This is a genomic window from Bacillus sp. SIMBA_031 (assembly GCF_046535225.1).
Lineage (GTDB): Bacteria > Bacillota > Bacilli > Bacillales > Bacillaceae > Bacillus > Bacillus velezensis.
Window position 1 is genome coordinate 491328 of the sequence record NZ_JAWRXC010000001.1, and the last position, 23830, is coordinate 515157.

A 23830-nucleotide genomic window follows, 5' to 3' on the forward strand; every position below is an offset into this window, starting at 1 on the left:
TATGCAGAAAGCATTAATGATATATGCAAGCATGTCGGGGAATACAGAGGATATTGCCGGCATTATAAAAGAAACACTGAGCGGGCATCAGATAGCAGTTGACTGTCTCGCCATGGACGAAGCAGATGCAGATTCTCTCGAAGCATATGATTATGTTTTTGTCGGCACGTACACATGGGGGGACGGTGATCTTCCTTACGAAGCGGAAGATTTTTACGAAGATATTCTGCACAGCCAGCTCAATGGCCTGAAAACGGTCTGTTTCGGTTCAGGCGATCACGCCTACCCGAAGTTTTGCGAAGCGGTCACGCTGTTTTGCGATGCGTTTGAACAGGCCGGAGCCAATTTATATCCGGAAACGCTGAAAATCGAGCTGGCGCCCGAGACGGCTGAAGATCAAGAATGCTGCAAAGAATTTGTCCGCGGTTTTCTTGCATGGGCCGCACACCACGGAGACCGGTGCCATGTTTCATAAAGGCGCGACGGCTGTCATGGCATCAGTGACCTCAGGATATATTGTCGCAGTGAAAGACGAAGGTATTTTTCATTTTTCCGCGGAAGAAGGCTGGAAAAGACTGTTCCGGGTGAAAAGCAGAATCCATGTGCTGACTTACATAGGGCCTTACATATTCGCGGCTGGAGAAAAAGGCGCCGTCCTCAGATCAGCCGATCAGGGAAAGACCTGGACGGCCTCTCGGTTTCCGACCAGCGCCTCCGTATGGGCCGTTGCCGGGCGGAATGACGGGTTTGTCTGTGCGCACGGCACATACTGCCTCTACTTATCTGATGATTTCGGCGTCACTTGGCATGTGGCTAAGCCCTTTTCACAATTAAAGGAGCCGCCTGTCATCCGTTCGCTTTGTTTACACGGTCAGACGATTTATATCGGCACCCGGATTCATATGAATCATGGCGGCATTTGGGCGTATGATCTTACGGAAGAACGCATCTGGCGTATAAGCCGCGAAAGGCAGCGCATGACGGCTTCAATGATGATGTATCAGAATGACTGGCTCATTGCAGCAAAGGGCGCGGCAAAGGGAGAACGGGGGGAGGTTGCCGTCCGAAACGTGCGGATGCAAGAGGAGTTTGCCATTACAGCCGGGCCCGCCGTACGGGAAAAATCATTTCTCGACGTTTCTGAGGATAACGGGATTATTTATGTCACATCGTCACAGGGCGAAAACGGATTTTCGCGTATTTATCAAGCTGATCTCGCCGCCGGTGAATTAAAGTGGTTTGATACGATCCGCGGTCACGGATGGCGGGTGGCCAACCGGGAAGAAAACTTTTTTTGCGCGGGCCTTTACGAAAGTAAGTTTGTCAGACCGTATGAGGCGGTTCGGCTCGCACATTAGTTTTTATGCATAAAGGAGAGACGAAGATGGGGAATGTATTGCTTGTTTACGCTACAATGTCAGGAAACACCGAGGCGATGGCGGATTTAATTGAAAAAGGGCTGATCGAAGCACAAGCATCCGTAGACAGATATGAAGCGATGGATATTCATGCCGAACTTTTTAATGATTACGAGTATATTTTATTAGGCACATATACGTGGGGAGACGGGGATCTTCCTGATGAAATGCTCGATATTGCTGAAGATATGGAAAACCTGGAGTTTACGGGAAAAACATTTGCTTTGTTCGGTTCCGGAGATACGTCCTATGAGTTTTTTTGCGGAGCGCTTGACGAATTGGAAAAAGTAATCACGGCCCGCGGCGGGCGGGTAGTGCTGCCGTCGGTCAAAATTGAAAACAACCCTGAGGGCAGTGAGGAAGAAGAGCTCCGGGAATTCGGAAGACAGTTTGCCGCGCTGTGCAGCCAGCCGGCAGAATAAAGGCTTGTTCCTTTTTTTCTTGTCTTTGTATCCTTCCTTTGTTACAGTAATGAGGTAGAAAATCAGAGGAGGACAATACATATGAAAATGATGGATGCAAATGAAATTATTTCATTTATTCAAAATAGTACAAAATCAACGCCTGTAAAAGTGTATGTAAAAGGCGATCTTGAAGGAATCAGCTTTGGCGATTCCGCTAAAACATTCCTGAACGGCCAATCCGGCGTCGTTTTTGGCGAGTGGGCTGAAATTAAAAGCGCAATCGAAGACAACAAAGACAAAATTGAGGATTATGTCATTGAAAATGACCGCCGCAACTCTGCGATCCCGATGCTTGATTTAAAAGATGTTAAAGCGAGAATCGAGCCCGGCGCTATTATCCGCGACCAAGTCGAAATCGGCGACAATGCCGTTATCATGATGGGTGCATCTATTAATATCGGTTCAGTCATCGGCGAAGGTACGATGATTGATATGAACGTTGTGCTCGGTGGACGCGCGACTGTCGGCAAAAACTGCCACATCGGAGCGGGTTCTGTATTAGCGGGCGTTATTGAGCCGCCTAGCGCTAAGCCTGTTGTCGTGGAAGACGACGTTGTGATCGGCGCAAATGCGGTTGTGCTTGAAGGCGTAACAATCGGTAAAGGCGCGGTTGTCGCTGCCGGAGCCATCGTTGTAAATGACGTCGAGCCATATACCGTTGTAGCGGGAACACCTGCGAAAAAAATCAAAGATATCGATGAAAAAACAAAAGGCAAAACAGAAATCAAACAGGAATTACGCCAGCTGTAAGGAATGGTTTGATAGAATGGGCGTGGATGATAAAATCCACGCCTTATTCTTATCTCAAGGAGGAATACATATGGAAAAAGAGCGGCTCATTGCCATCCGAAGAGATCTGCACCGCATTCCGGAGATCGGCTTTCAGGAATATAAAACCCAACAGTACCTGCTGAATCTATTGAACCAATATCCAGAGGAAAGAATTGAAATCGAAACTTGGAGAACCGGCATCTTTGTCAAAGTCAACGGCACGGCTCCGGAAAAAATGCTCGCCTACAGAGCGGATATAGACGCTCTGTCGATTGAAGAGCAGACGGGGCTTCCGTTTGCATCTGAACACCCCGGTTTTATGCACGCATGCGGCCACGATATGCACATGACCATCGCGCTCGGCATTATTGATCATTTTGTCCATCATCCCGTCAAACATGATCTGCTCTTTTTATTCCAGCCGGCTGAAGAAGGACCGGGCGGAGCGGAACCGATGCTTGAAAGCGATGTGCTGAAAAAATGGACACCGGATTTGATTACCGCTCTCCATATAGCACCTGAGCTTCCTGTAGGCACAATCTCCACCAAAAGCGGATTGCTGTTTGCCAATACGAGCGAACTCGTCATCGATCTCGAGGGGAAAGGCGGGCATGCGGCATATCCGCATACAGCAGACGACATGGTCGTCGCCGCGAGCACGCTTGTCACGCAGCTGCAGACGGTCATATCCAGAAATACGGATCCGCTTGACAGCGCTGTGATCACTGTCGGAACGATTACCGGGGGCACGGCGCAAAATATCATCGCAGAGCATGCTCATCTGGAGGGAACCATCCGGACGCTTTCCGAGGAATCAATGCGTATGGTGAAAAAGCGGGTTGAAGAGCTTGTCAAAGGAATTGAAATCGGCTTCCGATGCAAAGGAAAAGTTACATATCCGTCCGTTTATCATCAAGTTTATAATACAAGCGGCCTGACCGAAGAATTTATGCAATTTGTCAGCGATCAGCAGCTTGCTGACGTGAGAACGGCGAAAGAAGCGATGACCGGAGAAGATTTCGGGTATATGCTGAAAAAATATCCCGGCTTTATGTTCTGGCTGGGGGCCGATTCATCCCACGGGCTTCATCACGCAAAGCTGAACCCGGATGAAGATGCGATGGAAACCGCGGTAAATGTCATGGTCGGATATTTTTCGAAGTATGCCAATTAAATCCGAAAAGAAGAATAATCTAACAAAAATTGAGCATTCTACATAACGGAGGTGTTCAATATGACGAAAAAAATTGGAATTGAACAATCTTTATCGGATGTAGAACAGGCGTTAAAACAAAAAGGATATGACGTAGTGATGATGAAGACTCCTGAGGATGCGAAGAATTGTGACTGCTGTGTCGTAACCGGACTTGACAGCAATGTCCAAGGAATTGCCGATACGTCAACTCAGGCTCCCGTCATTACGGCTTCCGGAATGACCGCCGACGAAATCTGCAGCGAAGTGGAAAAAAAATTTCATTAAAAAGAAAAAACCGAAGCTTACGCTTCGGTTTTTCTATTCGGCGGAAGCGGCGTTTTTAAAACGGTCGAGCGCGATTTTCATTTCTCTCCGCAGTACGCGTTCAACCCGCCATTGCTCCATATTTTCAGTTTTGGCAATGATTCTGATCACCATTTCTGACGAGCTTAAATCCTGAACCCCGATGACGTCCGGCCCTTCCTTAATCTGCGGGAGCTCAGCGGCTGCTTTGTCACACGCGGTTTGCAGGATTTGAATGGTTTCATCAAGATTTCTTTCAAGCGGCACTTTGATATCGACAAGCGCCTGCATCGTTCCGCGGGAATGATTGCTCACATTCGTAATGCCCCGGTTGGGAAGATAGTGAAGCGTGCCGTCAAAGCTCCGGATTTGCGTCGTACGGAGACCGACCTGCTCGACAATGCCGCTGTAGCCGGCAACCGTAATATAATCGCCGACGTCGATCTGTTTTTCCAAAAGGATAAAAAATCCGGTGACGATGTCACTGACGAGCCCCTGAGCCCCGAAGCCGACTGCGAGACCGACCACGCCGGCGCCGGCAATGAGAGCGCTCGGATTGTAGTGAAATAAATCCAAAATCATTACGATAAAAACGAAAATCAGGATGTATCCATATACATTAAGCGCGAGGCTTCGCAAAGTATAAGCGCGGCCTTTGGAGAGGTTGTTTTGTTGCTCGAATTTCTGAAACAGATGCTTGATCAGCTTTTTTCCTGCCGTCCGGAAAATAAAGTACGCTAAAATAATGAGAGCGAGCTTTATGATGAAAATCCCGGCAGATGTGAGAAGCCCGGCCCAATCAAAGTGTTTTAAATCAATCATAGTGATGTCTTCCTTTCAAGTCTATTGCAGAAAAAGCTAAAAGTGATATACCCGTTTTTAAAATAAAATAAACCTTTTAATAGAAATCAGTTATTTCATTTATGATTTGTTCATATTGCCCGGTTTCAATATCATCATTTTTGTGAAGGTATGAACTAAGGAATCGCCACACTCATTTTAACATGGTGATTCAGCCAAATCATATCCTTTGGAGGGAAAACAGGAGTACGTTGCCCGGCGAAACTGAAAGCCCCGGCAAAAAACCTTTTTCATAAGGAGGGAAATAAGATGAAATTACGTCAGCAAATGCCTGAATTGACAGGCGCTAAAGCATGGATTAACAGAGAAGTCACGAAGGAACAGCTGGTCGGCGGAAAGCCGGCACTGATTCACTTCTGGTCCGCCAGCTGCCGCATGTGTAAAGAAGCGATGCCTGAGATGAACGAATTTCGCGATAAATATAAAGATCAGCTGAATGTGGTGGCCGTTCACATGCCCCGTTCCGAAGATGATCTTGACCTTGAGAAAATCAAAGAAACAGCGGCTGAACACGATATCTCTCAGCCGATTTACGTCGACAGCGATCATACGCTGACTGAAGCATTTGAAAATGAATATGTGCCGGCTTATTACGTTTTTGATAAAAGCGGACAGCTCCGCCATTTTCAAGCGGGAGGAAGCGGGATGAAAATGCTTGAAAAACGCGTCAGCCGAGTACTTTCAGAATCGGAGCAGGCTTCTGAGTAATCGGGACAATCTCCTTCGGACTATTGTCTCGGTTCCGCAAACCCTTTGCCGTTAGGTAACAGGGTTTTTTTGTGTCTGTTGGATAAAAAATTCCAATATGACATATGTGGCTTAAAAAATAAGAGAAACAGCCGTAAACACGCTGTACCGCTTGTTTTATCCATATCATTATCTTTTACATATTATAGTCGAAAATTGTAGATATCACGCTAATTTTCTCTAAACAAGTAATTTTAAGTTATATTTTGAAATGGTTGAATAAATTGGAACTTTGTCCAGAATCCCCTATATGATAAGGGATTTTTGTATATAAAGTACCATTTTCAGAAAATAAGCAATTTTTCATAGAGTAAATAAAATAGTAAAATGATAAAATAATAGTTGATAAAATTACTTTTGTAATCTAATATCTTAATAAAAGCGTTTAAATTTTTGACAGGGGGTTTTACACATGTTTAATGAAAGAGAAGCGCTGCGCTTACGTTTAGAACAATTGAACGAAGCAGAGGTAAAAGTCATTCGTGAATATCAAATAGAACGTGATAAAATATATGCAAAACTGAGAGAATTAGACAATACAGGCAGCCTGTCCGATACAAAAAAAGAGTTTCGTCCGGAGAAAAAAAGTGACTCTCTCCCGGTGCTTGCAGAGCTTGCAGCACAGGAAATGAGAAGCTATCAAAAGCCGCAGACACAGCCTCAATCCTCCCAGCCGCAGATGCAGTCTATTACGTCTCTTCCCGCCGGCATTCCAGACGGTTCTACAAGAAGAAGAAGAGGGACGGCGAGACCGGGATCAAAAGCGGCAAAACTGCGCGAAGCAGCGATTAAAACATTGAAACGCCACAATGCAGCGATCAAAAGTTCCGAACTGCAAAAGGAAATTGAAAAGGAAAGCGGCCTTGAAATCCCTAATATGACAACATTTATGCAAAGCTTAATTAAAATGTATCCGGAAGTGAAAAAACCATACCGCGGCCAATATATTCTTGAGGGAGAAATTTCTCAGGAAACAGCAGAAACGGCAAATGATACGGCTGCTGAATAATAAAACAGTAAAAACTGCTTGCGTTACTCAAGCAGTTTTTTTGCGTTTTCCCGCTTATTCTGCGGAAGTGACGCATCTTTTCCCGGCTTTTTTTCAAGCTTGACGACATATTTTTGGAAAGGCTTTTCGCCGTCAGCACGTTCTTTCAACGCATCCAGTTTTTCATCAAACGACTGATCGCGGGACTCTGATTGTACAAATTGTTTTTGCAGGGAGATGACTTGTTCGGTAACGGCTTTAAGCAAGTCTTCTGCCTGAACAGTCTCTTTGGAAACAGAAGGGATTTCCAGAGCTTGTTCCGCCGGTTCCGCCGTGCGGATGTCAATATCAGCAAAATGGCCGGCAATCCAAGCATCACTTTCGTCCAGCTGCCGTTTATACGAAAGAATGGTTTCTTGAAATAACTTTTCTTTCGTTTTTTCTATTTCTACAAGCCGTTCTTTTGTTTCTAGTATTCGATCTCTCATATGATTAATTTCTATTTTAATATGTTTAAGCTGGTATTCTTTTTCTATCATTTGTGTTTGGAGCCGGGTATTTTCGTCTGCAGCGGCATGATAACGCTGTTTCATATCTTCGTGAGAAGTCCGTTCAGTCTGAATGGCGGTCTCAAGTGAGCGGATGCGGGTATGTAAGTTTTTATTTTCTTCTTCAAATTTTACATTTGTAAGATGCAGACGGTGCTTTTCTTCCATCTCATTTTTCCGCCGAAACGTTTCCTGCTGAAGCAGTTCTTGCAGAATGACGATTTTATCGAGCAGCCCGGCTCTGATTTCATGCAAAGAACGTTCCGTGTCACTTGTCTGTTTGTGTTTTTGAGCCATGGCTTCCAATTCGTCAGAAAGCTTGTGAAGCCGCTCTTTAATATTGGCGTTTTCCTCCTGAAGCTTATTATTTTTTTGATGGAAGTAGCTTGCTTCAAATTCTGAAATTAATTTTCTGCATCTGGAAAGTTCAGATTTCAAGTAAAGGTTCTCTTGAGAAGTGTCGTGGAAAAACGGACCGGATATTTTCATAAGAACCATCTCCCTCATGATGTTAACACTACAATATGGGAAAGGAACAACGGCTATTCCTCTTATTTAAACAGACAAGCACCGTAATATTGTATTTCGGCTGAGGCGTTTGCTATGCTTTTATATAGAATGGGAGAGAGATGACATGAAACGGGTGAATGTAATATTAGCGGGGGGAGCTTCCCGAAGATTCGGAGAACCGAAAGCTTTTGCAAAGTGGAAGGGCGGCATGTTTTATGAACAGGCGAAAAAAGCCTTCGGCGGCGGAGAAACGGTAATTATCAGCCGCCCTGAGCATATAAAAAAGTTCTTATCAAACAGGGAGCGGCATGTTTTGGCCGATGAGCCGCGGTTTCGGGGAATGGGCCCGCTTGCCGGCATCTATACGGCAATGAAACAAACGGAAGGCGAAATATATACGGTCATATCCTGTGACACGCCGCTCGTGACAAGAAAAACGATGGCGGCGCTTGAAATGAAGCTGACCGGAAATCTGGACGCTGTCATACCGGTTTGTGAAAACAGAGAGCAGCCCCTCTTGGCGGTTTACCATAAACGGGTGCAGGATGTGCTTTTTGATCAGCTGACACAAAACAAACTGAAAATGACAGACACGCTGAAACGGCTGTCTGTCTGTTATTTGCAGGCTGAAGACATCAGCGCCGGGCCGGAGGAGTTCGCTAATATCAACACACAGGACGATTACACCAGACTTTTGGCGCATGTCGAGTCTTCAAATCAGGACTGATCGGGAAGAAACATGGTATGATGGAAATAAAAATGCAAGGGGACAACACAGATGGAAGAGCGCTATTCGCGGCAGACAAGATTTAAGCCGATAGGGGAAAAAGGGCAGCAGTCGCTGGCTGACAGCAGTGTCCTGATTGTCGGAGCCGGAGCCCTCGGAACAGCCGCGGCAGAGGGCCTGGCAAGAGCCGGAGCGGGCCGTATGACGATTATTGACCGGGATTATGTGGAATGGAGCAATTTACAAAGACAGCAGCTGTATACAGAAGAAGACGCGAGACAGCGCCTGCCGAAAGCAATGGCGGCCAAGGCGCGTCTTTTGGCGGTAAACAGTCATATACATATCGATGCTTACGCGGCGGAAGGTACGGCGGAAACGCTCGAACCGCTGATCGAACAAGCGGATTGCATCGTGGATGCGACAGATAATTTTGAAACGAGAATGGTTATCAATGATCTGGCGCTGAAAACGAAAACACCTTGGATTTACGGTGCCTGTGTCAGCAGTCAGGGAATGTGCATGACGATTATTCCGGGGGTTACGCCGTGTTTATCCTGCCTGTTTGAGCAAATGCCCGTGGGCGGAGCGACATGTGATACAGCAGGCATCATACCTCCGACGGTTCATATCGTCTCCGCTTATCAGCAGGCTGAGGCGCTGAAATTGCTGACAGGAAATCATGCGGCGGTAAATCGGCGCTTTTTCACGTTTGACGTGTGGAATAACACCAATATGAGCATAAATGTGGATCAGATCAAACGGGATCATTGCCCTTCCTGCGGCGCGGAGCCCGTATATCCGTATCTGCAGCCTGAAAACAGGCCGAAAGCAAGCGTGCTGTGCGGAAGAGACACCGTTCAAATCAGATCGGAAGCCTTAAAGAGGCTGGATAAAGAAGAGCTTGTCAAACGTCTGAAGCAGATCGGTAAAGTGGAAGCAAATGAATTTCTGCTGCACATGGCGTATGAGCGCTTCAGAATCGTTATTTTTCAGGACGGACGGGCTCTGATTCACGGTACAAACGATATAAAAGAAGCAAATTCAGTTCTGGCCAGGGTGATCGGACTGTAGGAAGGGGAGATATTGCTATGCTTGAAAAAAGAACGCCGATTCAGGTGGACGAAGCAGTCCGCCGGGTGAGCCGGTATAAAAAACAGGGGGATACCGAATGGGTGGCGCTTGAGGACAGTCTCCACCGCTATTTGGCGGAGGATGTTAAGGCGGATCATGATGTGCCGGCCTTTAACCGTTCCCCGTATGACGGGTTTGCCATCAGGGCGAGCGATTCAAAAACGGCTTCCCGTGACAATGCCGTCACCTTTGAAGTCATTGACCATATCGGAGCAGGCGCCGTGTCAGAAAAAGAACTCGGGCCTTATGAAGCGGTCCGCATTATGACGGGGGCGCAGATTCCAAAAGGTGCGGATGCCGTAGTGATGCTTGAGCTGACAAAAACGTTTTCTGAAAACGGGACGAATTACATGTCAGTGAAACGCCCTTTTCATGCGGGTGATAATATTTCATATCAAGGAGAAGATGCGAAAAAAGGCAGCTCGCTATTAAAAAAAGGGACGAAAATCACGCCGGGCGTAACCGCTCTTTTAGCAACCTTCGGCTATGCTTCCGTTCCCGTGGTCAGAAAGCCGGTTGTCGGCATTATCGCAACGGGAACCGAGCTTCTTCATGTCAGCGATCCGCTTGAGCCGGGGAAAATCCGCAACAGCAACGCTGCCATGGTGTATGCCCAGGTCATTGAAGCGGGCGCGGTACCGCTGAACTTAGGGAAAATTTCCGATGATTTTGATGACAGCTATGATGCGGTGAAGGAAGCTATGAAAAAAGTTGATTTTCTGATCACAACCGGCGGCGTGTCAGTCGGCGATTTTGATTTTCTTCCAGACATTTATAATAAGCTCGGAGCGGAAGTTCTTTTTAACAAAGTGGCAATGCGCCCGGGGAGCGTGACAACTGTCGCCCGGGCCGATGACATGCTGCTGTTCGGCCTTTCAGGCAATCCGTCCGCATGTTATGTCGGATTCACCCTGTTCGTCAAACCGATGATTCAGACATGGCTTCTGAATGAAAAACCTCATTCCGGATGGGCGGAAGCCGTGTTAACAAACGACTTTCCGAAACCGAATCCGTTTACGAGATTTGTGAGGGCATTTGTTTATCATAAGGACGGAAAGATGATGGCGTCACCGGTCGGTCTCGATAAATCAAGCTCAGTCACATCTCTAGCCGAAGCAAACGCGTTTATCCTTCTGCCGGGAGGAACGAGGGGGTATGAAGCGGGCCGGACGGTTCACGCGCTCCTCATCCGTGATGAGAATGGAAGTGAATGGCCGTGGTCAATTCTTTCCCGATCGTCCAGATCGTAGGTTTTCAAAACAGCGGTAAAACAACGTTTATTGAAAGTGTGCTGAAAGCGGCGCCGAAAGAGTGCGATATTGGATGTTTAAAACATCACGGACATGGCGGAGAACCGGAACCTTTTTCTGACGGAAAAGACTCGGAGCGTTTTTCAAAAGCCGGAGCCGCGGTTACGGCAGTAGAAGGGGACGGCGTCCTGCAGCTTACGGCGCGAAAAAAATGGGATCTGGCGGGTTTGATCAGTCTGTATGAATGTCTGGGAATTGACGGTCTTCTCATAGAGGGATTTAAACATGCGCCGCATCCGAAAATCATTATGATCAAAGACAGCGAAGATTGGCAAAAGCTGAAGCATTTGGAGCGCGTGATCGCGGTTGTCAGCAGAAATACGAAGCATATGCCGGCAGATGCAGGCATGCCCGTATTCCATGCGGACGATCCGGCTGCCATGATGTTTGTGCTTTCGCAGCTGAAAGGGGAATCTGCATAAATGGAACGTTTTCAAATTACAAGGGAACCTATCATTGCGGAAAATATCGTAAAAAAAGTTGAAAAGCGTGAAGCCGGTGCCATCACAACGTTTATCGGCACGGTCAGAGAGTGGACTGCAGGACGGCGGACGGTGCGTCTCGAATATGAAGCGTATGAACCGATGGCTGTTCAAATGCTTTCTCAAATCGGCGATGAAATCAGCGCGAAATGGGAAGGAGCCGAAGCTGCAATCACACACCGTGTCGGCGTCCTTGATATCGGAGAAGCTGCGGTCGTAATCGCCGTGTCTTCACCGCACAGAAAGGCGGCATATGAGGCGAATGAATATGCAATTGAACGGATAAAACAGATTGTGCCGATATGGAAAAAAGAAATCTGGGAAGACGGAGAAGAATGGATAGGCGATCAGCTGGAAACAACGCCCTATCCGAACGGAGAACCGGATTTGGATAAAGGGGAATCGCGATGATTAAAGTACTATTGTTTGCCGGGCTTGCGGAGCAGGCGGGAACACCGGTCATTGAACTTGACGAAAAAGAGACGGCGGCGTCTGCTGTAAAAACGCTGTTAAAGGAACGGTACGGCCTTCAGACGATTGACAATGCCATGATCGCAATCAATGAAACATATGTAAAAGACAACAGCATCGTAACAGAAGGTGATACCATTGCCTTTATCCCTCCTGTAAGCGGAGGGTGAAAAAAGAGCCGGATGTGCATCATTGCCATCCGGCTTTTTGTATATAGAAGCTGAATTCCGGAGAATATCCAAATGGGATTTAAAGGGATTTGTGATTGAGGCGGTTTTGATTACATGAATAGGCTGAAGACAGTGCCTTCACAAGGCTTTGAACCTCCCGTCATACCGGTCTGACAATGCTTTTTTTTACATAATTATGGAACGTAAAGCTGAGAATTTGTGTTACAATTTAGCATAAATACGCAAACGGCAAAAAAATTGAAACTTCTCTCAGCCTAAAGCGTACGTATAAACAGAATAATACATAGGAGGCATCAGCAATATGGAACCAAACCTGGAAAAAAGCAATACGGCAGTAACGGAAAAGCCGTCAATTTTCGGCGTCATTACAAGTCCTGTTGTGCAGTTTAAAAGATTAAAAGAAAAGCCGGTCATCGGCATTCCTCTCCTGATTGTCATCATTCTCATCGCGGCTGGCAGTATTTTGCGCGGATTGGGGATGAATTATGAAGAAGTGCTGAACAGCTCATCTCTTGACGGATTGTCGGATGATCAGATTGAAATGACCAAAACCATTGCTAAATTCGGCTCGATGTTCGGAGGAATCTTCGGGGGCATTATCGCTCTGTTTATCGTTCCGCTCATTTACTGGCTGTGCGTCAAAATTTCAGGCGGCGTGACAACTTACAAAAAAATGCTCTCACTCAGCCTGTTTACGGCATTTATTACCAATATCGGCTTAGTTATTAACGGTCTTGTTACTTATTTTACCGGTGCGGGCTCACTGTACGCCGTTACATCTTTGGCGAGTGTCATACCGGCCGGAGACGGCGTCGCGGTCTTTTTAAGCGCGTTTGACATTTTCAGCATCTGGAGCTATATTCTGCTCGCTTTGGGACTTCGCTATACAGGCGGCATTTCGAAAAAAGCGGCCTGGACTTCCGCGATTGTCCTGTTTGTTATTATGCTTTTGGTTTCGGCAGTCGGAGGACTGTTAAGTTCAGTGACAGCAGGTGTATAACATGAAAAAAATTTGGATCGGAATCGGCATCGCCGTAATTGTTGCAGTATTCATCGGTATCAATATTTATAAGTCTGCCGCTCCCGCGGGCGGCAGCGCCGGGAAAAAAATCGAAACCGGAACCATGGAAAACAGAGAAATCTCATCTACGGTTATGGTTCCGGGAACACTTAAATTCTCTAAAGAACAGTATGTTTTTTATGAAGCGGATAAAGGAACTCTTGATAAAGTGAAAGTAAAAGAAGGCGACAAAGTAAAAAAAGGGTCGTCGTTAGTCACGTATACAAATGAGCAGCTCAATCTTGATAAAGAACAAAATGAGTTGACAGAACAATCAAAACGTATGCAAATCGAACAAGTTGAAGAAAAACTCAGAGCATTAAACAGCAAGGAACAAGATCTGGAAAAACAAGTGGGAGAAGCGGAAGCCAAAAAACAAATTGAATCCGAACGGACTGATCTGCAGCTTCAGCAAAAAACGGCGGAAATCGAATTAAAGCAATCTGATTTGCAAAAGCAGTCTCTTGAAAATCAAGTGGCGAATCTCAATGTTAAGAGTGAGATGGACGGGACGGTTATCTCGGTAAATCAAGAAGCGGCTTCTAAAAAATCGGATATTCAAGAACCGGTTATACATATAGGAGACCCGGAACACCTGATCGTTGCCGGCAATTTGTCCGAATACGACACGCTGAAAGTGAAAAAGGGACAAAGCGTTACAATTACTTCAGACGCCATTCCAGGTAAAACGTGGAAAGGGAGAGTGGCGGCTGTCGGCCTCGTCCCTGATCAAAAGTCAAGCGCTGCTTCCGGGGAAAGTACGGAACAGGCCGTGCAGTATCCGTTCCAGGTTAAGCTGATCGGAAACCTTCCGGAGGGCAAGCCGGGGTTTAAATTAATTATGAACATTGAAACCGACAAACGGAAAGCCGATACACTGCCGTCCTCCGCAGTCAAAAAAGACGGAGATGAGCACTGGGTCTTTACGGTAAAAGACGGGAAGGCCAAACGCGTGAAAGTTAAAGTCGGCGATACCGCAAATCAGCTTACGGAGATAAAAGAGGGGCTTTCAAAGGATGATAAAGTCATTCTGAATCCGGCTGACGATTTGACTGACGGAACGGATGTGAAAGCATAGATGATTCAGCTTTCAAAGGTGAAAAAAAGCTATCAGATCGGCAAGGAGACGTTTGATGTTCTCCGTTCAATCGACTTGACGATTGAAGAAGGAGAATATGTGTCAATTATGGGACCGTCGGGATCGGGAAAATCTACGATCATGAATATCATCGGCTGTCTGGACAGACCGACGTCCGGCAGTTACAGGCTTGCGGGCGAAGATGTTTCTTCATGCACCGAAAAAGAGCTTGCGGCGGTCCGAAACAAATCAATCGGATTTGTCTTTCAGCAGTTTCAGCTGCTGCCGCGATTGAATGCAAGAAAAAATGTCGAACTCCCCATGATCTACGCCGGTATCGGCAAAAAAGAGCGTGAGGAACGGGCTGAGTATGCACTGGAAAAAGTCGGTTTGGCGGATCGGATGCGTCACATGCCGAATGAGCTGTCAGGCGGCCAGAAGCAGCGTGTCGCGATTGCAAGAGCCATCGTGAACGAACCGAAGCTCATTTTGGCTGATGAGCCGACCGGCGCGCTGGATACGAAAACAAGCATTTCCATTATGGAGCAGTTCACAGAGCTTAATGCAGAGGGCGTGACCGTGGTGCTTGTCACTCATGAGCCTGAAGTGGCGGACTGTACAAACAGAGTGATTTTCGTCCGTGACGGCATGATCGTTTCCCGCGATGCTGAGCAGAGGAGGGTGGGGGAATGAGCCTGTCAGAAAATCTCCGGATGGCCCTCAGTTCCGTAAGAGCTCACAAGCTGAGATCGATTCTGACAATGCTCGGAATCATTATCGGCGTCGGTTCAGTAATCGTTGTTGTGGCTGTCGGCCAGGGCGGAGAGCAAATGCTGAAGCAATCCATCAGCGGGCCGGGCAATACGATTGAATTGTTTTACCTTCCGAGTGATGAAGAATTAACAGCCAATCCGAACGCCTTACAGGAAGCGAGTTTTACAGAAGAAGATATTAATGGATTAAAAGGAGTGGACGGCGTAAAGCAGGTTGTCGCTTCCGCTGTAAAATCCATGACGGCCCGTTACCATGAAGAAGACACGGATATTACGCTGAACGGCATTAACAGCGGCTACATGGACGTAAAAAAGCTGGACGTTCAAGATGGACGGACATTTACGGACAATGATTTTCTTTCTGGGAAAAGAGCGGGAATCATCTCGAAAAAAATGGCTGAAAAGCTGTTCGGGAAAACGTCTCCGCTCGGAAAAATCGTCTGGGCCGGCGGACAGCCCGTTGAAGTAATCGGCGTACTGAAAGAAGAGAGCGGTTTTTTATCGTTAGGACTCAGTGAAATGTATGTGCCGTTCAACATGCTGAAAACGTCTTTCGGTACTAACGACTACAGCAACGTTTCCGTTCAGACGGAGTCCGCTGATCAAATCAAATCAACAGGAAAAGAAGCGGCCCGTCTCTTAAATGATAATCACGGTACAAAAGAGGCCTATCAAGTTATGAATATGGAAGAAATCGCGGCGGGAATCGGCCAGGTTACGACCGTCATGACGACGATCATCGGTTCGATCGCCGGTATTTCTCTCATTGTCGGCGGGATTGGGGTCATGAATATTATGCTCGTATCAGTGACGGAACGGACAAGAGAAATCGGCATCCGCAAATCGCTCGGTGCCACGAGAGGACAGATTCTGACACAATTCTTAATTGAATCTGTTGTGCTTACATTAATCGGCGGCTTAATCGGAATCGGTCTCGGCTACGGGGGAGCATCACTCGTTTCCCTTATCGCAGGCTGGCCGTCGCTCGTTTCTTGGCAGGTGGTTTGTATCGGCGTACTGTTCAGTATGCTGATCGGTGTCATTTTCGGCATGCTGCCCGCCAACAAAGCATCACGCTTAGATCCGATTGAAGCGTTAAGGTATGAATAACCGGCACCCCATGCAGTCTGCATGGGGTTTTTTGTGTGTTTTAATGATTGAATGAATATAATAGACTTCTTTCATTTATGATAAAAAGAAAATGTCATACAATTGTCCCCCTTTTTGTCGAATTTACAGTTTACAAACCCTATGTACATACGTTAATATGAACAAATGTGAAAGATTTTGATAGTTATTGAATGAATTTGAGTGATTTTAGTTGCTAGAAGTAAAAAAAGCGTTTACAATTATCTTGCAGCCGAAATGAATACGTTTCCAAAGGAGGCGGAATATGCTCACTCCTGAAAGGTATCAGCTGATTATTGATCAGATTGAAAAGCGTGATGTGGTGAAGATTCAAGAGCTGATAAGCATGACAAATGCTTCTGAATCAACGATCAGAAGAGATTTATCAACACTCGAAGAGCGCGGATTTTTAAAGCGCGTTCACGGCGGGGCGTCTAAACTTTCCAACAGCAGGCAAGAACCCGATATGCTTGAAAAATCCTCCAAAAACCTTCAAGATAAACTGAAGATCGCAGAAGAAGCGGCATCTTTATTAGAAGAAGGTGACTGTATTTACCTTGATGCGGGAACAACTACATTGCACATGATTGATTTTATAGATCATACAAAGGACATTGTGGTTGTCACAAACGGAGTTATGCATATCGACGCTTTAATAAGGAAAGGGATTCCTTTTTATCTTCTCGGAGGATATGTGAAGCATAGAACAGGTGCGATGATCGGCGGCGCCTCATTAACGGCGGTCAGCCAGTACCGGTTTGACAAAAGCTTTCTCGGGGTGAACGGCGTGCACATTGAAGCCGGCTTTACAACACCCGATCCGGATGAGGCTCTTCTGAAGACAAAGGCTGTGAGACAGGCGAAAAACGCGTATGTTTTAGCCGATCCTTCTAAATTCGGCGAGATTTCTTTCGCAGCGTTCGCCGCCTTGGGCGATGCAGCTATCATTACCACTGAAGCTGAAGAACTTGCATTCGATAATTACCAAGAAAAAACTGTCGTAAAGGTAGTGAAACCATGATTTACACTGTAACCCTCAATCCGTCTGTTGACTATATCGTTCACGTTGAAGATTTTGCCGTAGGCGGTTTAAACCGTTCCAGCTATGACACGAAGTATCCCGGCGGAAAAGGCATCAACGTTTCAAGATTACTGAAAAGACACCATGTGCCGTCAAAAGCATTGGGGTTTGTCGGCGGATTTACCGGAAATTATATCACGTCATTTTTGCAGCAGGAAGGTCTGGAAACGGCTTTTTCTGAGGTAGATGAAGACACGCGTATAAATGTAAAACTGAAAACGGGCGATGAAACGGAAATTAACGGACAGGGCCCGACGATTTCAGACGAAGTGTTCAATACCTTTTTAGAACAGTTCTCCGCTCTGGAAGAGGGAGACATCGTCGTTTTAGCGGGAAGCATTCCTTCTTCCCTGCCGCATAACACGTATGAAAAAATTGCTGAGGCATGCAGAAAGCAGAATGCCCGGGTAGTCGTGGACATCTCCGGTGAAGCGCTGATGAAAGCGACAGAAATGAAACCGTTTTTGATGAAGCCGAATCATCATGAGCTTGGGGAAATGTTCAATACGGTCATTGATTCAGCCGAAGCTGCCGTTCCTTACGGTAAAAAATTGATTGAACAAGGCGCTGAACACGCGATTGTTTCGATGGCTGGCGACGGTGCGCTTTTATTTACGAAAGAGGCGGTTTTCCTCGCCAATGTTCCTAAAGGAAAGCTTGTCAATTCGGTAGGCGCGGGTGATTCCGTCGTCGCGGGATTCCTTGCGGGAATTTCAAAACAGCTGCCTTTGGAAGATGCGTTCCGTTTAGGAGTTGCTTCCGGAAGCGCGACGGCATTTTCTGAAGAACTCGGAACTGAAGAGTTTGTACAGCAGCTTCTTCCTGAAGTTAAAGTCACACGTCTATAGAGGAGGAAAGAAAAGTGAAGATAACTGAGCTGTTAACAAGAGATACAATTCATCTCAATATAGAAAGCAAAGAGAAAGAAAACGTTATCGATGAAATGGTGACAGTGCTTGACAAAGCCGGCAGATTAAACGACAGAGAGGCTTACAAAGCAGCCATTTTAAATCGTGAAAGCCAAAGCTCAACGGGAATCGGCGAAGGCATTGCCATTCCTCATGCGAAGACGGCGAGCGTCATTAACCCGGCCATCGCATTCGGACGTTCAAAAGATGGTGTGGATTATGAATCATTAGACGGTCAGCCGGCACACCTGGTCTTTATGATTGCGGCAACCGAAGGAGCGAATAATACGCACCTTGAAGCATTATCAAGACTTTCAACGCTTCTCATGCGTGAGGAGATCCGCAAACAGCTTCTTGAAGCTGAATCAGAAGATGCGATCATTGACATCATCAATCAGCATGACAAAGATGACGATGAGGAAGAAGAAGAGCAGGAAGAACAGGCAGCGCCGTCAGGAAAAGGCAAAATCCTTGCCGTTACGGCATGTCCGACAGGTATCGCCCATACGTTCATGGCAGCTGACGCACTGAAGGAAAAAGCGAAAGAGCTCGGCGTTGACATTAAAGTAGAGACAAACGGCTCAAGCGGTATCAAACATAAGCTGACGGCTCAAGAAATTGAAGACGCGCCTGCGATCATCGTGGCGGCTGATAAACAGGTTGAAATGGAACGCTTTAAAGGCAAACATGTTCTTCAAGTGCCTGTGACGGCCGGTATCAGACGTCCTCAGGAACTGATTGAAAAAGCCGTTAACCAAGATGCGCCGATTTACGAGGGCAGCGGCGGAGGATCTTCCGCTTCAGATGAAGACGGCCCGAAACAGAAATCAGGCACAAGTATCGGAAGTACTTTCTATAAACACTTAATGAGCGGTGTCAGCAACATGCTGCCATTTGTCGTCGGCGGCGGAATTCTCGTTGCGATTTCATTCTTCTGGGGAATTCATTCAGCTGATCCGAAAGACCCGACATACAACACGTTTGCCGCAGCGCTGAACTTTATCGGCGGCGATAATGCGTTAAAACTGATTGTTGCCGTTCTTGCCGGATTCATCGCAATGAGTATTGCGGACCGTCCGGGATTTGCGCCGGGTATGGTCGGCGGATTTATGGCTACGCAGGCGAATGCCGGATTCTTGGGCGGACTGATTGCCGGATTCTTAGCCGGTTATGTCGTAGTCCTTTTGAAAAAGCTGTTTGTCTTTATTCCTCAGACTCTTGACGGATTAAAACCTGTATTGATTTATCCGCTGCTCGGTATTTTTATCACAGGGGTTCTGATGCAGTTTGTCATTAACACACCTGTAGCAGCGTTTATGAATTTCTTAACAAATTGGCTTGAAAGCCTTGGAACTGGAAACCTTGTCTTAATGGGTATTATTTTAGGCGGTATGATGGCTATCGACATGGGCGGCCCGCTCAATAAAGCGGCGTTCACTTTCGGTATCGCGATGATCGGGGCCGGAAACTATGCGCCGCATGCGGCCATCATGGCGGGCGGAATGGCTCCGCCGCTTGGAATCGCACTGGCGACAACATTCTTTAAACACAAATTCTCTAAACGTGACCGTGAAGCCGGTATTACGTGCTACTTCATGGGAGCAGCTTTCGTTACAGAAGGCGCCATCCCGTTTGCAGCGGCTGATCCGCTTCGCGTCATCCCTGCAGCCGTTGTCGGTTCTGCGGTAGCGGGCGGACTGACAGAGTTTTTCCGGGTAACGCTTCCTGCACCGCACGGAGGAATATTCGTTGCATTCATTACGAACCATCCGCTGCTTTACTTAATGAGCATCGTGATCGGAGCGGTTGTAACGGCGGTTATCTTGGGAATCGTCAAAAAACCGGTTGTAGAGAAATAAGCAAAAAGCGTCCTTTACGGGCGCTTTTTTCAATCATATGCGCATAGAAGCGTTATGTATTTTGTGATGAGTTGTGATAAAGTAAAGATAGTACATGAAACCGTAACAGTGATCGTCTAGGAGGAACCACGTTGACTGAAGAACAAAAACCTACTTCTGAAAAATCGGTAAAAAGAAAATCCAACACGTATTGGGAATGGGGAAAGGCCATCATTATAGCGGTCGCTCTTGCGCTTTTAATCCGCCATTTCCTATTTGAACCGTACTTAGTGGAAGGATCATCAATGTACCCGACATTACATGACGGTGAAAGGCTGTTTGTCAACAAAAGCGTCAATTATATCGGAGAAATCGAGCGGGGGGACATCGTCATTATTAACGGCGATACGTCGAAAGTCCATTATGTAAAGCGGCTCATCGGAAAACCGGGAGAAACGGTGGAAATGAAAAATGACACGCTTTATATAAACGGCAAAAAAATCGCAGAACCGTACCTCGCGAGCAATAAAAAAGAAGCGAAAAAACTGGGAGTCAACCTGACGGGAGATTTCGGCCCCGTAAAGGTTCCGAAAGGCAAATACTTCGTCATGGGCGACAATCGGCTGAACTCAATGGACAGCCGGAACGGACTCGGTTTAATTGCCGAAAACCGGATCGTCGGCACCTCGAAGTTTGTGTTCTTCCCGTTTCATGATATGCGTCAGACAAAATAAAAACGCCGCGCTGCCCGATTTGGACAGCAGGCGTTTTTTATTTGGCAAACGAGGCGGCGACGGCGATGAACAATACCGTGGCCAGCACTGATCCGACAATGGCCAGAACGCTGAAAAAAAGATTCACCTGCTTCTTCTCTTTGCCGCGTTTTTCAAGCATCCGTTTTGAGAAGAGATGCGAAAACGTATAAATGAGGGCGATTCCGACGTACAAGCCGATGTCACGTGCCGTAAAGCCTGTGACGGCCAGAAAAACCCCGGTGAAGAAAATCATAAGACAGTATTCTGTGAGTGTTAAAAGCTTCAACTTGTTCCTCCGTGATGAATATGTATATATATCTATTGTATCACAGCGCTCCGGGTTTGACGCCTGCATCTTTCAAACCCGTATATTCGCAGGGAAACATTTCTCTTCCCCTTTATTCATGGTATACTTTTAATGATGATAGACACGATGGAGGATTCTAAATGATTGCTGTAAATAATGTGAGCTTGCGTTTTGCGGATCGCAAGTTATTTGAAGATGTCAATATTAAATTTACGCCGGGCAACTGCTACGGATTAATAGGCGCAAACGGTGCCGGAAAATCAACATTTTTGAAAATTTTATCCGGTGAGCTGGAGCCGCAGACCGGCGATGTCCATATGAGCCCGGGCGAACGTCTTGCCATTCTGAAGCAGAACCACTTTGAATATGAAGAGTTCGAAGTGCTGAAAGTCGTCATTATGGGACATAAACGTTTATACGAAGTCATGCAGGAAAAAGACGCGATTTATATGAAGCCTGATTTTTCAGATGAAGACGGTATCCGCGCCGCTGAGCTTGAAGGAGAGTTTGCGGAATTAAACGGATGGGAAGCTGAAAGTGAAGCCGCTATTTTGTTAAAGGGTCTCGGCATCTCTGAAGACCTGCATACGAAGAAAATGGCGGACTTAGGCGGTTCAGAAAAGGTGAAAGTGCTTTTGGCACAGGCGCTGTTCGGCAAGCCGGACGTTCTGCTGCTTGATGAACCGACCAACCACTTGGATCTGAAAGCGATTCAGTGGCTGGAAGAGTTTTTAATCAACTTTGAGAACACAGTCATCGTCGTATCCCATGACCGTCACTTTTTAAATAAAGTGTGCACGCACATCGCGGATCTTGATTTTAATAAAATTCAAGTGTACGTCGGCAACTATGATTTCTGGTATGAATCTAGCCAGCTTGCTTTAAAGCTTTCTCAGGAAGCCAATAAGAAAAAAGAAGAGCAGATTAAACAGCTTCAGGAGTTCGTGGCCAGATTCAGCGCCAACGCCTCTAAATCAAAGCAGGCGACATCAAGAAAGAAACTCCTTGATAAAATCACGCTTGATGATATCAAACCGTCATCACGCCGTTATCCTTATGTCAATTTCACGCCGGAACGCGAGATCGGAAATGACGTTCTGCGGGTTGAAGGCTTAACAAAAACGATTGACGGGGTTAAGGTGCTTGATAACGTCAGCTTTATTATGAACAGAGAAGATAAAATCGCTTTTACGGGCCGCAACGAACTTGCCGTTACAACATTGTTTAAAATCATTTCCGGGGAAATGGAAGCAGACAGCGGCACATTTAAATGGGGCGTGACCACTTCTCAGGCGTACTTCCCTAAAGACAACAGCGAATACTTTGACGGCAGCGATGCGAACCTTGTTGACTGGCTACGCCAATACTCGCCGCATGACCAAAGCGAAAGCTTTCTGCGCGGTTTCTTAGGACGCATGCTGTTCTCAGGAGAAGAAGTCAACAAAAAATCAAACGTCCTTTCCGGAGGAGAAAAAGTGCGCTGCATGCTTTCAAAAGCGATGCTTTCCGGTGCGAATATCTTAATTCTGGATGAACCGACCAACCACTTAGATTTGGAATCCATTACGGCGCTTAACAACGGCTTAATCAGCTTTAAAGGCGCTATGCTGTTTTCATCTCATGACCATCAGTTTGTACAGACAATTGCCAACCGCATCATTGAATTAACGCCTAAAGGCATTGTTGACAAACAAATGTCTTATGACGAATTTCTTGAAAACGCGGATGTACAGAAAAAGCTTGAAGAGCTATACGCGTAATAAAGAAGCAGGGGAGACTCTGCTTTTTTATTTATGAAAAAAGTTTTCAATCTTCTGACTTCCCGTTACAATAAATGAATACATAACTTGAAAAGAGACGGAGGAATGCATCATGAAGTTTTTAGTTGTCGGAGCTGGAGGAGTGGGCGGTTATATCGGCGCACGTCTTGCAGAGAAGGGAAATGACGTTACGTTTCTCGTCCGCAAGAAACGGGCGGAACAATTACAAGAAACGGGTTTGACCGTCAAAAGTGCAAAAGGTGATGTTTCAATTAAGCCGAAATTAATGATGGCGGGCGAAGAAGGAGCATTTGACGCGGTTATCATCGCTTCAAAAGCGTATTCTTTGCAGGACGTCATTCGGGATGTCAAACCGTTTGTCAAACCTTCGTCGGTCATTATTCCTTTTTTAAACGGATACAGGCACTATAACCAGCTGTTTGAAACTTTTTCAAAACGGCAGGTGCTGGGCGGCCTCTGCTTTATTGAGAGCGCCCTTAACGATAAAGGGGAAATTCTTCATACGAGCGCTGCCCACCGCTTTGTTTTCGGTGAATGGAACGGGGAACGCACGGCACGTATGAATGAGCTGGAAAACGCCTTTGCAGGTGTGAAAGCGGATGTCATCATCAGCCAGGATATTGAAAAGGACATTTGGAAAAAATATATGTTTATTGCCGCGCAGGCGGGAGTGACCACTCTGTTTCAACAGCCGGTCGGACCGATTTTAGAAACAGAAGGCGGCCGCAAAACGGCAAAGCGCCTCTTTGCTGAAATCGGAGCCATTTTCAAGGCTGCCGGCATCCCGAAAGATCCTGGTCTGGAAGAAGAGAGTTATCGCACATTGACAAGCATGTCTTACCATATGAAATCGTCGATGCTGAGAGATATGGAAAAGGGCAGGGTGACGGAAGGTGATCATTTACACGGATTTTTGCTTGAGAAAGCGAAAGGCTTGTCAGTTGATACACCTGTTTTGGAAACCGTCTGCGCCAACTTGCAAATGTATGAAGCGAAATAAAAAA

At 46.4% G+C, this 23830-nt stretch carries 27 protein-coding genes; 24 read left to right on the top strand and 3 right to left on the bottom strand.

The window, feature by feature from the left end; all coding sequences use genetic code 11:
• The first annotated feature begins 1 nt into the window (after position 1).
• From SB724_RS02650 to SB724_RS02675, 6 genes are all read left to right on the top strand, one after another.
• Entirely contained in the window at positions 2–475 is a 474-nt protein-coding gene (locus SB724_RS02650; protein WP_410569989.1) for a flavodoxin, read from the top strand.
• On the top strand, positions 465–1358 hold the full coding sequence (locus tag SB724_RS02655) for a WD40/YVTN/BNR-like repeat-containing protein (protein WP_410569991.1): 894 nt from the start codon (positions 465–467) through the stop codon (positions 1356–1358). Before SB724_RS02650 ends, SB724_RS02655 begins: the two co-directional genes overlap by 11 nt.
• 26 nt (positions 1359–1384) lie before the next feature.
• A complete protein-coding gene (locus tag SB724_RS02660; RefSeq protein ID WP_032874735.1) occupies positions 1385–1840 on the top strand; it encodes a flavodoxin in 456 nt (151 codons plus the stop codon).
• Positions 1841–1921: 81 nt separating this feature from the next.
• A complete protein-coding gene (dapD, locus tag SB724_RS02665; protein WP_265972028.1) occupies positions 1922–2632 on the top strand; it encodes a 2,3,4,5-tetrahydropyridine-2,6-dicarboxylate N-acetyltransferase in 711 nt (236 codons plus the stop codon).
• 70 nt (positions 2633–2702) lie between these two features.
• Complete coding sequence (locus tag SB724_RS02670; RefSeq protein WP_265972026.1) at positions 2703–3827, top strand: N-acetyldiaminopimelate deacetylase; 1125 nt, start codon at positions 2703–2705, stop codon at positions 3825–3827.
• A 60-nt stretch (positions 3828–3887) separates the two neighbouring features.
• A complete protein-coding gene (locus SB724_RS02675; protein WP_003154596.1) occupies positions 3888–4133 on the top strand; it encodes a YkuS family protein in 246 nt (81 codons plus the stop codon).
• A gap of 33 nt (positions 4134–4166) precedes the next feature.
• Here SB724_RS02675 and SB724_RS02680 read toward each other — a convergent pair whose 3' ends face one another.
• Entirely contained in the window at positions 4167–4973 is an 807-nt protein-coding gene (locus tag SB724_RS02680) for a mechanosensitive ion channel family protein (RefSeq protein ID WP_410569995.1), read from the bottom strand.
• 288 nt (positions 4974–5261) lie between these two features.
• Between SB724_RS02680 and SB724_RS02685 the strand changes: the two genes are divergently transcribed.
• Both SB724_RS02685 and rok read left to right on the top strand, forming a co-directional pair.
• Positions 5262–5720: a TlpA disulfide reductase family protein gene (locus SB724_RS02685; protein ID WP_032874741.1), complete on the top strand. Its 459-nt coding sequence runs from the start codon at positions 5262–5264 to the stop codon at positions 5718–5720.
• A 451-nt stretch (positions 5721–6171) separates the two neighbouring features.
• Entirely contained in the window at positions 6172–6768 is a 597-nt protein-coding gene (rok, locus tag SB724_RS02690) for a transcriptional regulator Rok (RefSeq protein ID WP_003154591.1), read from the top strand.
• A 23-nt stretch (positions 6769–6791) separates the two neighbouring features.
• Here the strand turns inward: rok and SB724_RS02695 are convergent, their stop codons facing one another.
• The gene (locus SB724_RS02695; RefSeq protein WP_410569997.1) at positions 6792–7784 is read right to left on the bottom strand and encodes a coiled-coil domain-containing protein; all 993 of its coding nucleotides are present in this window, start codon (positions 7782–7784) and stop codon (positions 6792–6794) included.
• Positions 7785–7929: 145 nt separating this feature from the next.
• On the opposite strand from SB724_RS02695, the gene SB724_RS02700 reads away from it, so the two are divergent.
• From SB724_RS02700 to sipT, 14 genes are all read left to right on the top strand, one after another.
• Positions 7930–8532: a molybdenum cofactor guanylyltransferase gene (locus SB724_RS02700; protein ID WP_410569999.1), complete on the top strand. Its 603-nt coding sequence runs from the start codon at positions 7930–7932 to the stop codon at positions 8530–8532.
• 51 nt (positions 8533–8583) lie between these two features.
• Positions 8584–9603: a molybdopterin-synthase adenylyltransferase MoeB gene (locus SB724_RS02705; protein ID WP_410570001.1), complete on the top strand. Its 1020-nt coding sequence runs from the start codon at positions 8584–8586 to the stop codon at positions 9601–9603.
• A gap of 17 nt (positions 9604–9620) precedes the next feature.
• The gene (locus tag SB724_RS02710) at positions 9621–10913 is read left to right on the top strand and encodes a molybdopterin molybdotransferase MoeA (RefSeq protein ID WP_007611114.1); all 1293 of its coding nucleotides are present in this window, start codon (positions 9621–9623) and stop codon (positions 10911–10913) included.
• Entirely contained in the window at positions 10874–11395 is a 522-nt protein-coding gene (gene mobB / locus SB724_RS02715; protein ID WP_410570003.1) for a molybdopterin-guanine dinucleotide biosynthesis protein B, read from the top strand. Before SB724_RS02710 ends, mobB begins: the two co-directional genes overlap by 40 nt.
• A complete protein-coding gene (locus tag SB724_RS02720; RefSeq protein WP_021493751.1) occupies positions 11396–11866 on the top strand; it encodes a molybdenum cofactor biosynthesis protein MoaE in 471 nt (156 codons plus the stop codon).
• Positions 11863–12096 (top strand): molybdopterin converting factor subunit 1, encoded by a 234-nt coding sequence (gene moaD, locus SB724_RS02725; RefSeq protein WP_007409633.1) that lies wholly within the window; start codon positions 11863–11865, stop codon positions 12094–12096. The genes SB724_RS02720 and moaD overlap by 4 nt, the downstream gene beginning before the upstream one ends.
• Positions 12097–12418: 322 nt before the next feature.
• Positions 12419–13117 carry a YknW family membrane protein gene (gene yknW, locus SB724_RS02730; RefSeq protein WP_042635154.1) on the top strand — a complete coding sequence of 233 codons (699 nt, stop codon included), beginning with the start codon at positions 12419–12421 and terminating at the stop codon, positions 13115–13117.
• Between the two features lies 1 nt (position 13118).
• Positions 13119–14255, top strand: a complete 1137-nt coding sequence (locus SB724_RS02735) for an efflux RND transporter periplasmic adaptor subunit (protein WP_265972020.1) — start codon at positions 13119–13121, stop codon at positions 14253–14255.
• Positions 14256–14948: an ABC transporter ATP-binding protein gene (locus SB724_RS02740; protein ID WP_007611126.1), complete on the top strand. Its 693-nt coding sequence runs from the start codon at positions 14256–14258 to the stop codon at positions 14946–14948.
• Entirely contained in the window at positions 14945–16138 is a 1194-nt protein-coding gene (locus SB724_RS02745) for an ABC transporter permease (RefSeq protein ID WP_038457867.1), read from the top strand. Before SB724_RS02740 ends, SB724_RS02745 begins: the two co-directional genes overlap by 4 nt.
• Positions 16139–16421: 283 nt before the next feature.
• Positions 16422–17177: a DeoR/GlpR family DNA-binding transcription regulator gene (locus SB724_RS02750; RefSeq protein ID WP_007611128.1), complete on the top strand. Its 756-nt coding sequence runs from the start codon at positions 16422–16424 to the stop codon at positions 17175–17177.
• Positions 17174–18085 carry a 1-phosphofructokinase gene (pfkB, locus tag SB724_RS02755; protein ID WP_045207294.1) on the top strand — a complete coding sequence of 304 codons (912 nt, stop codon included), beginning with the start codon at positions 17174–17176 and terminating at the stop codon, positions 18083–18085. The genes SB724_RS02750 and pfkB overlap by 4 nt, the downstream gene beginning before the upstream one ends.
• 14 nt (positions 18086–18099) lie before the next feature.
• A complete protein-coding gene (locus SB724_RS02760) occupies positions 18100–20004 on the top strand; it encodes a PTS fructose transporter subunit IIABC (protein ID WP_095271792.1) in 1905 nt (634 codons plus the stop codon).
• Positions 20005–20135: 131 nt separating this feature from the next.
• Positions 20136–20717, top strand: a complete 582-nt coding sequence (sipT, locus tag SB724_RS02765; RefSeq protein WP_003154568.1) for a signal peptidase I sipT — start codon at positions 20136–20138, stop codon at positions 20715–20717.
• Between the two features lie 37 nt (positions 20718–20754).
• Here sipT and SB724_RS02770 read toward each other — a convergent pair whose 3' ends face one another.
• Positions 20755–21024 (bottom strand): hypothetical protein, encoded by a 270-nt coding sequence (locus tag SB724_RS02770; protein WP_021493749.1) that lies wholly within the window; start codon positions 21022–21024, stop codon positions 20755–20757.
• 161 nt (positions 21025–21185) lie between these two features.
• Here SB724_RS02770 and SB724_RS02775 point away from each other — a divergent pair, with 161 nt between their 5' ends.
• Together SB724_RS02775 and SB724_RS02780 are read left to right on the top strand one after the other, a co-directional pair.
• The gene (locus tag SB724_RS02775; protein WP_007611134.1) at positions 21186–22805 is read left to right on the top strand and encodes an ABC-F family ATP-binding cassette domain-containing protein; all 1620 of its coding nucleotides are present in this window, start codon (positions 21186–21188) and stop codon (positions 22803–22805) included.
• Between the two features lie 112 nt (positions 22806–22917).
• Positions 22918–23826 (top strand): ketopantoate reductase family protein, encoded by a 909-nt coding sequence (locus tag SB724_RS02780; RefSeq protein ID WP_410570007.1) that lies wholly within the window; start codon positions 22918–22920, stop codon positions 23824–23826.
• The last annotated feature ends 4 nt before the right edge of the window (positions 23827–23830 follow it).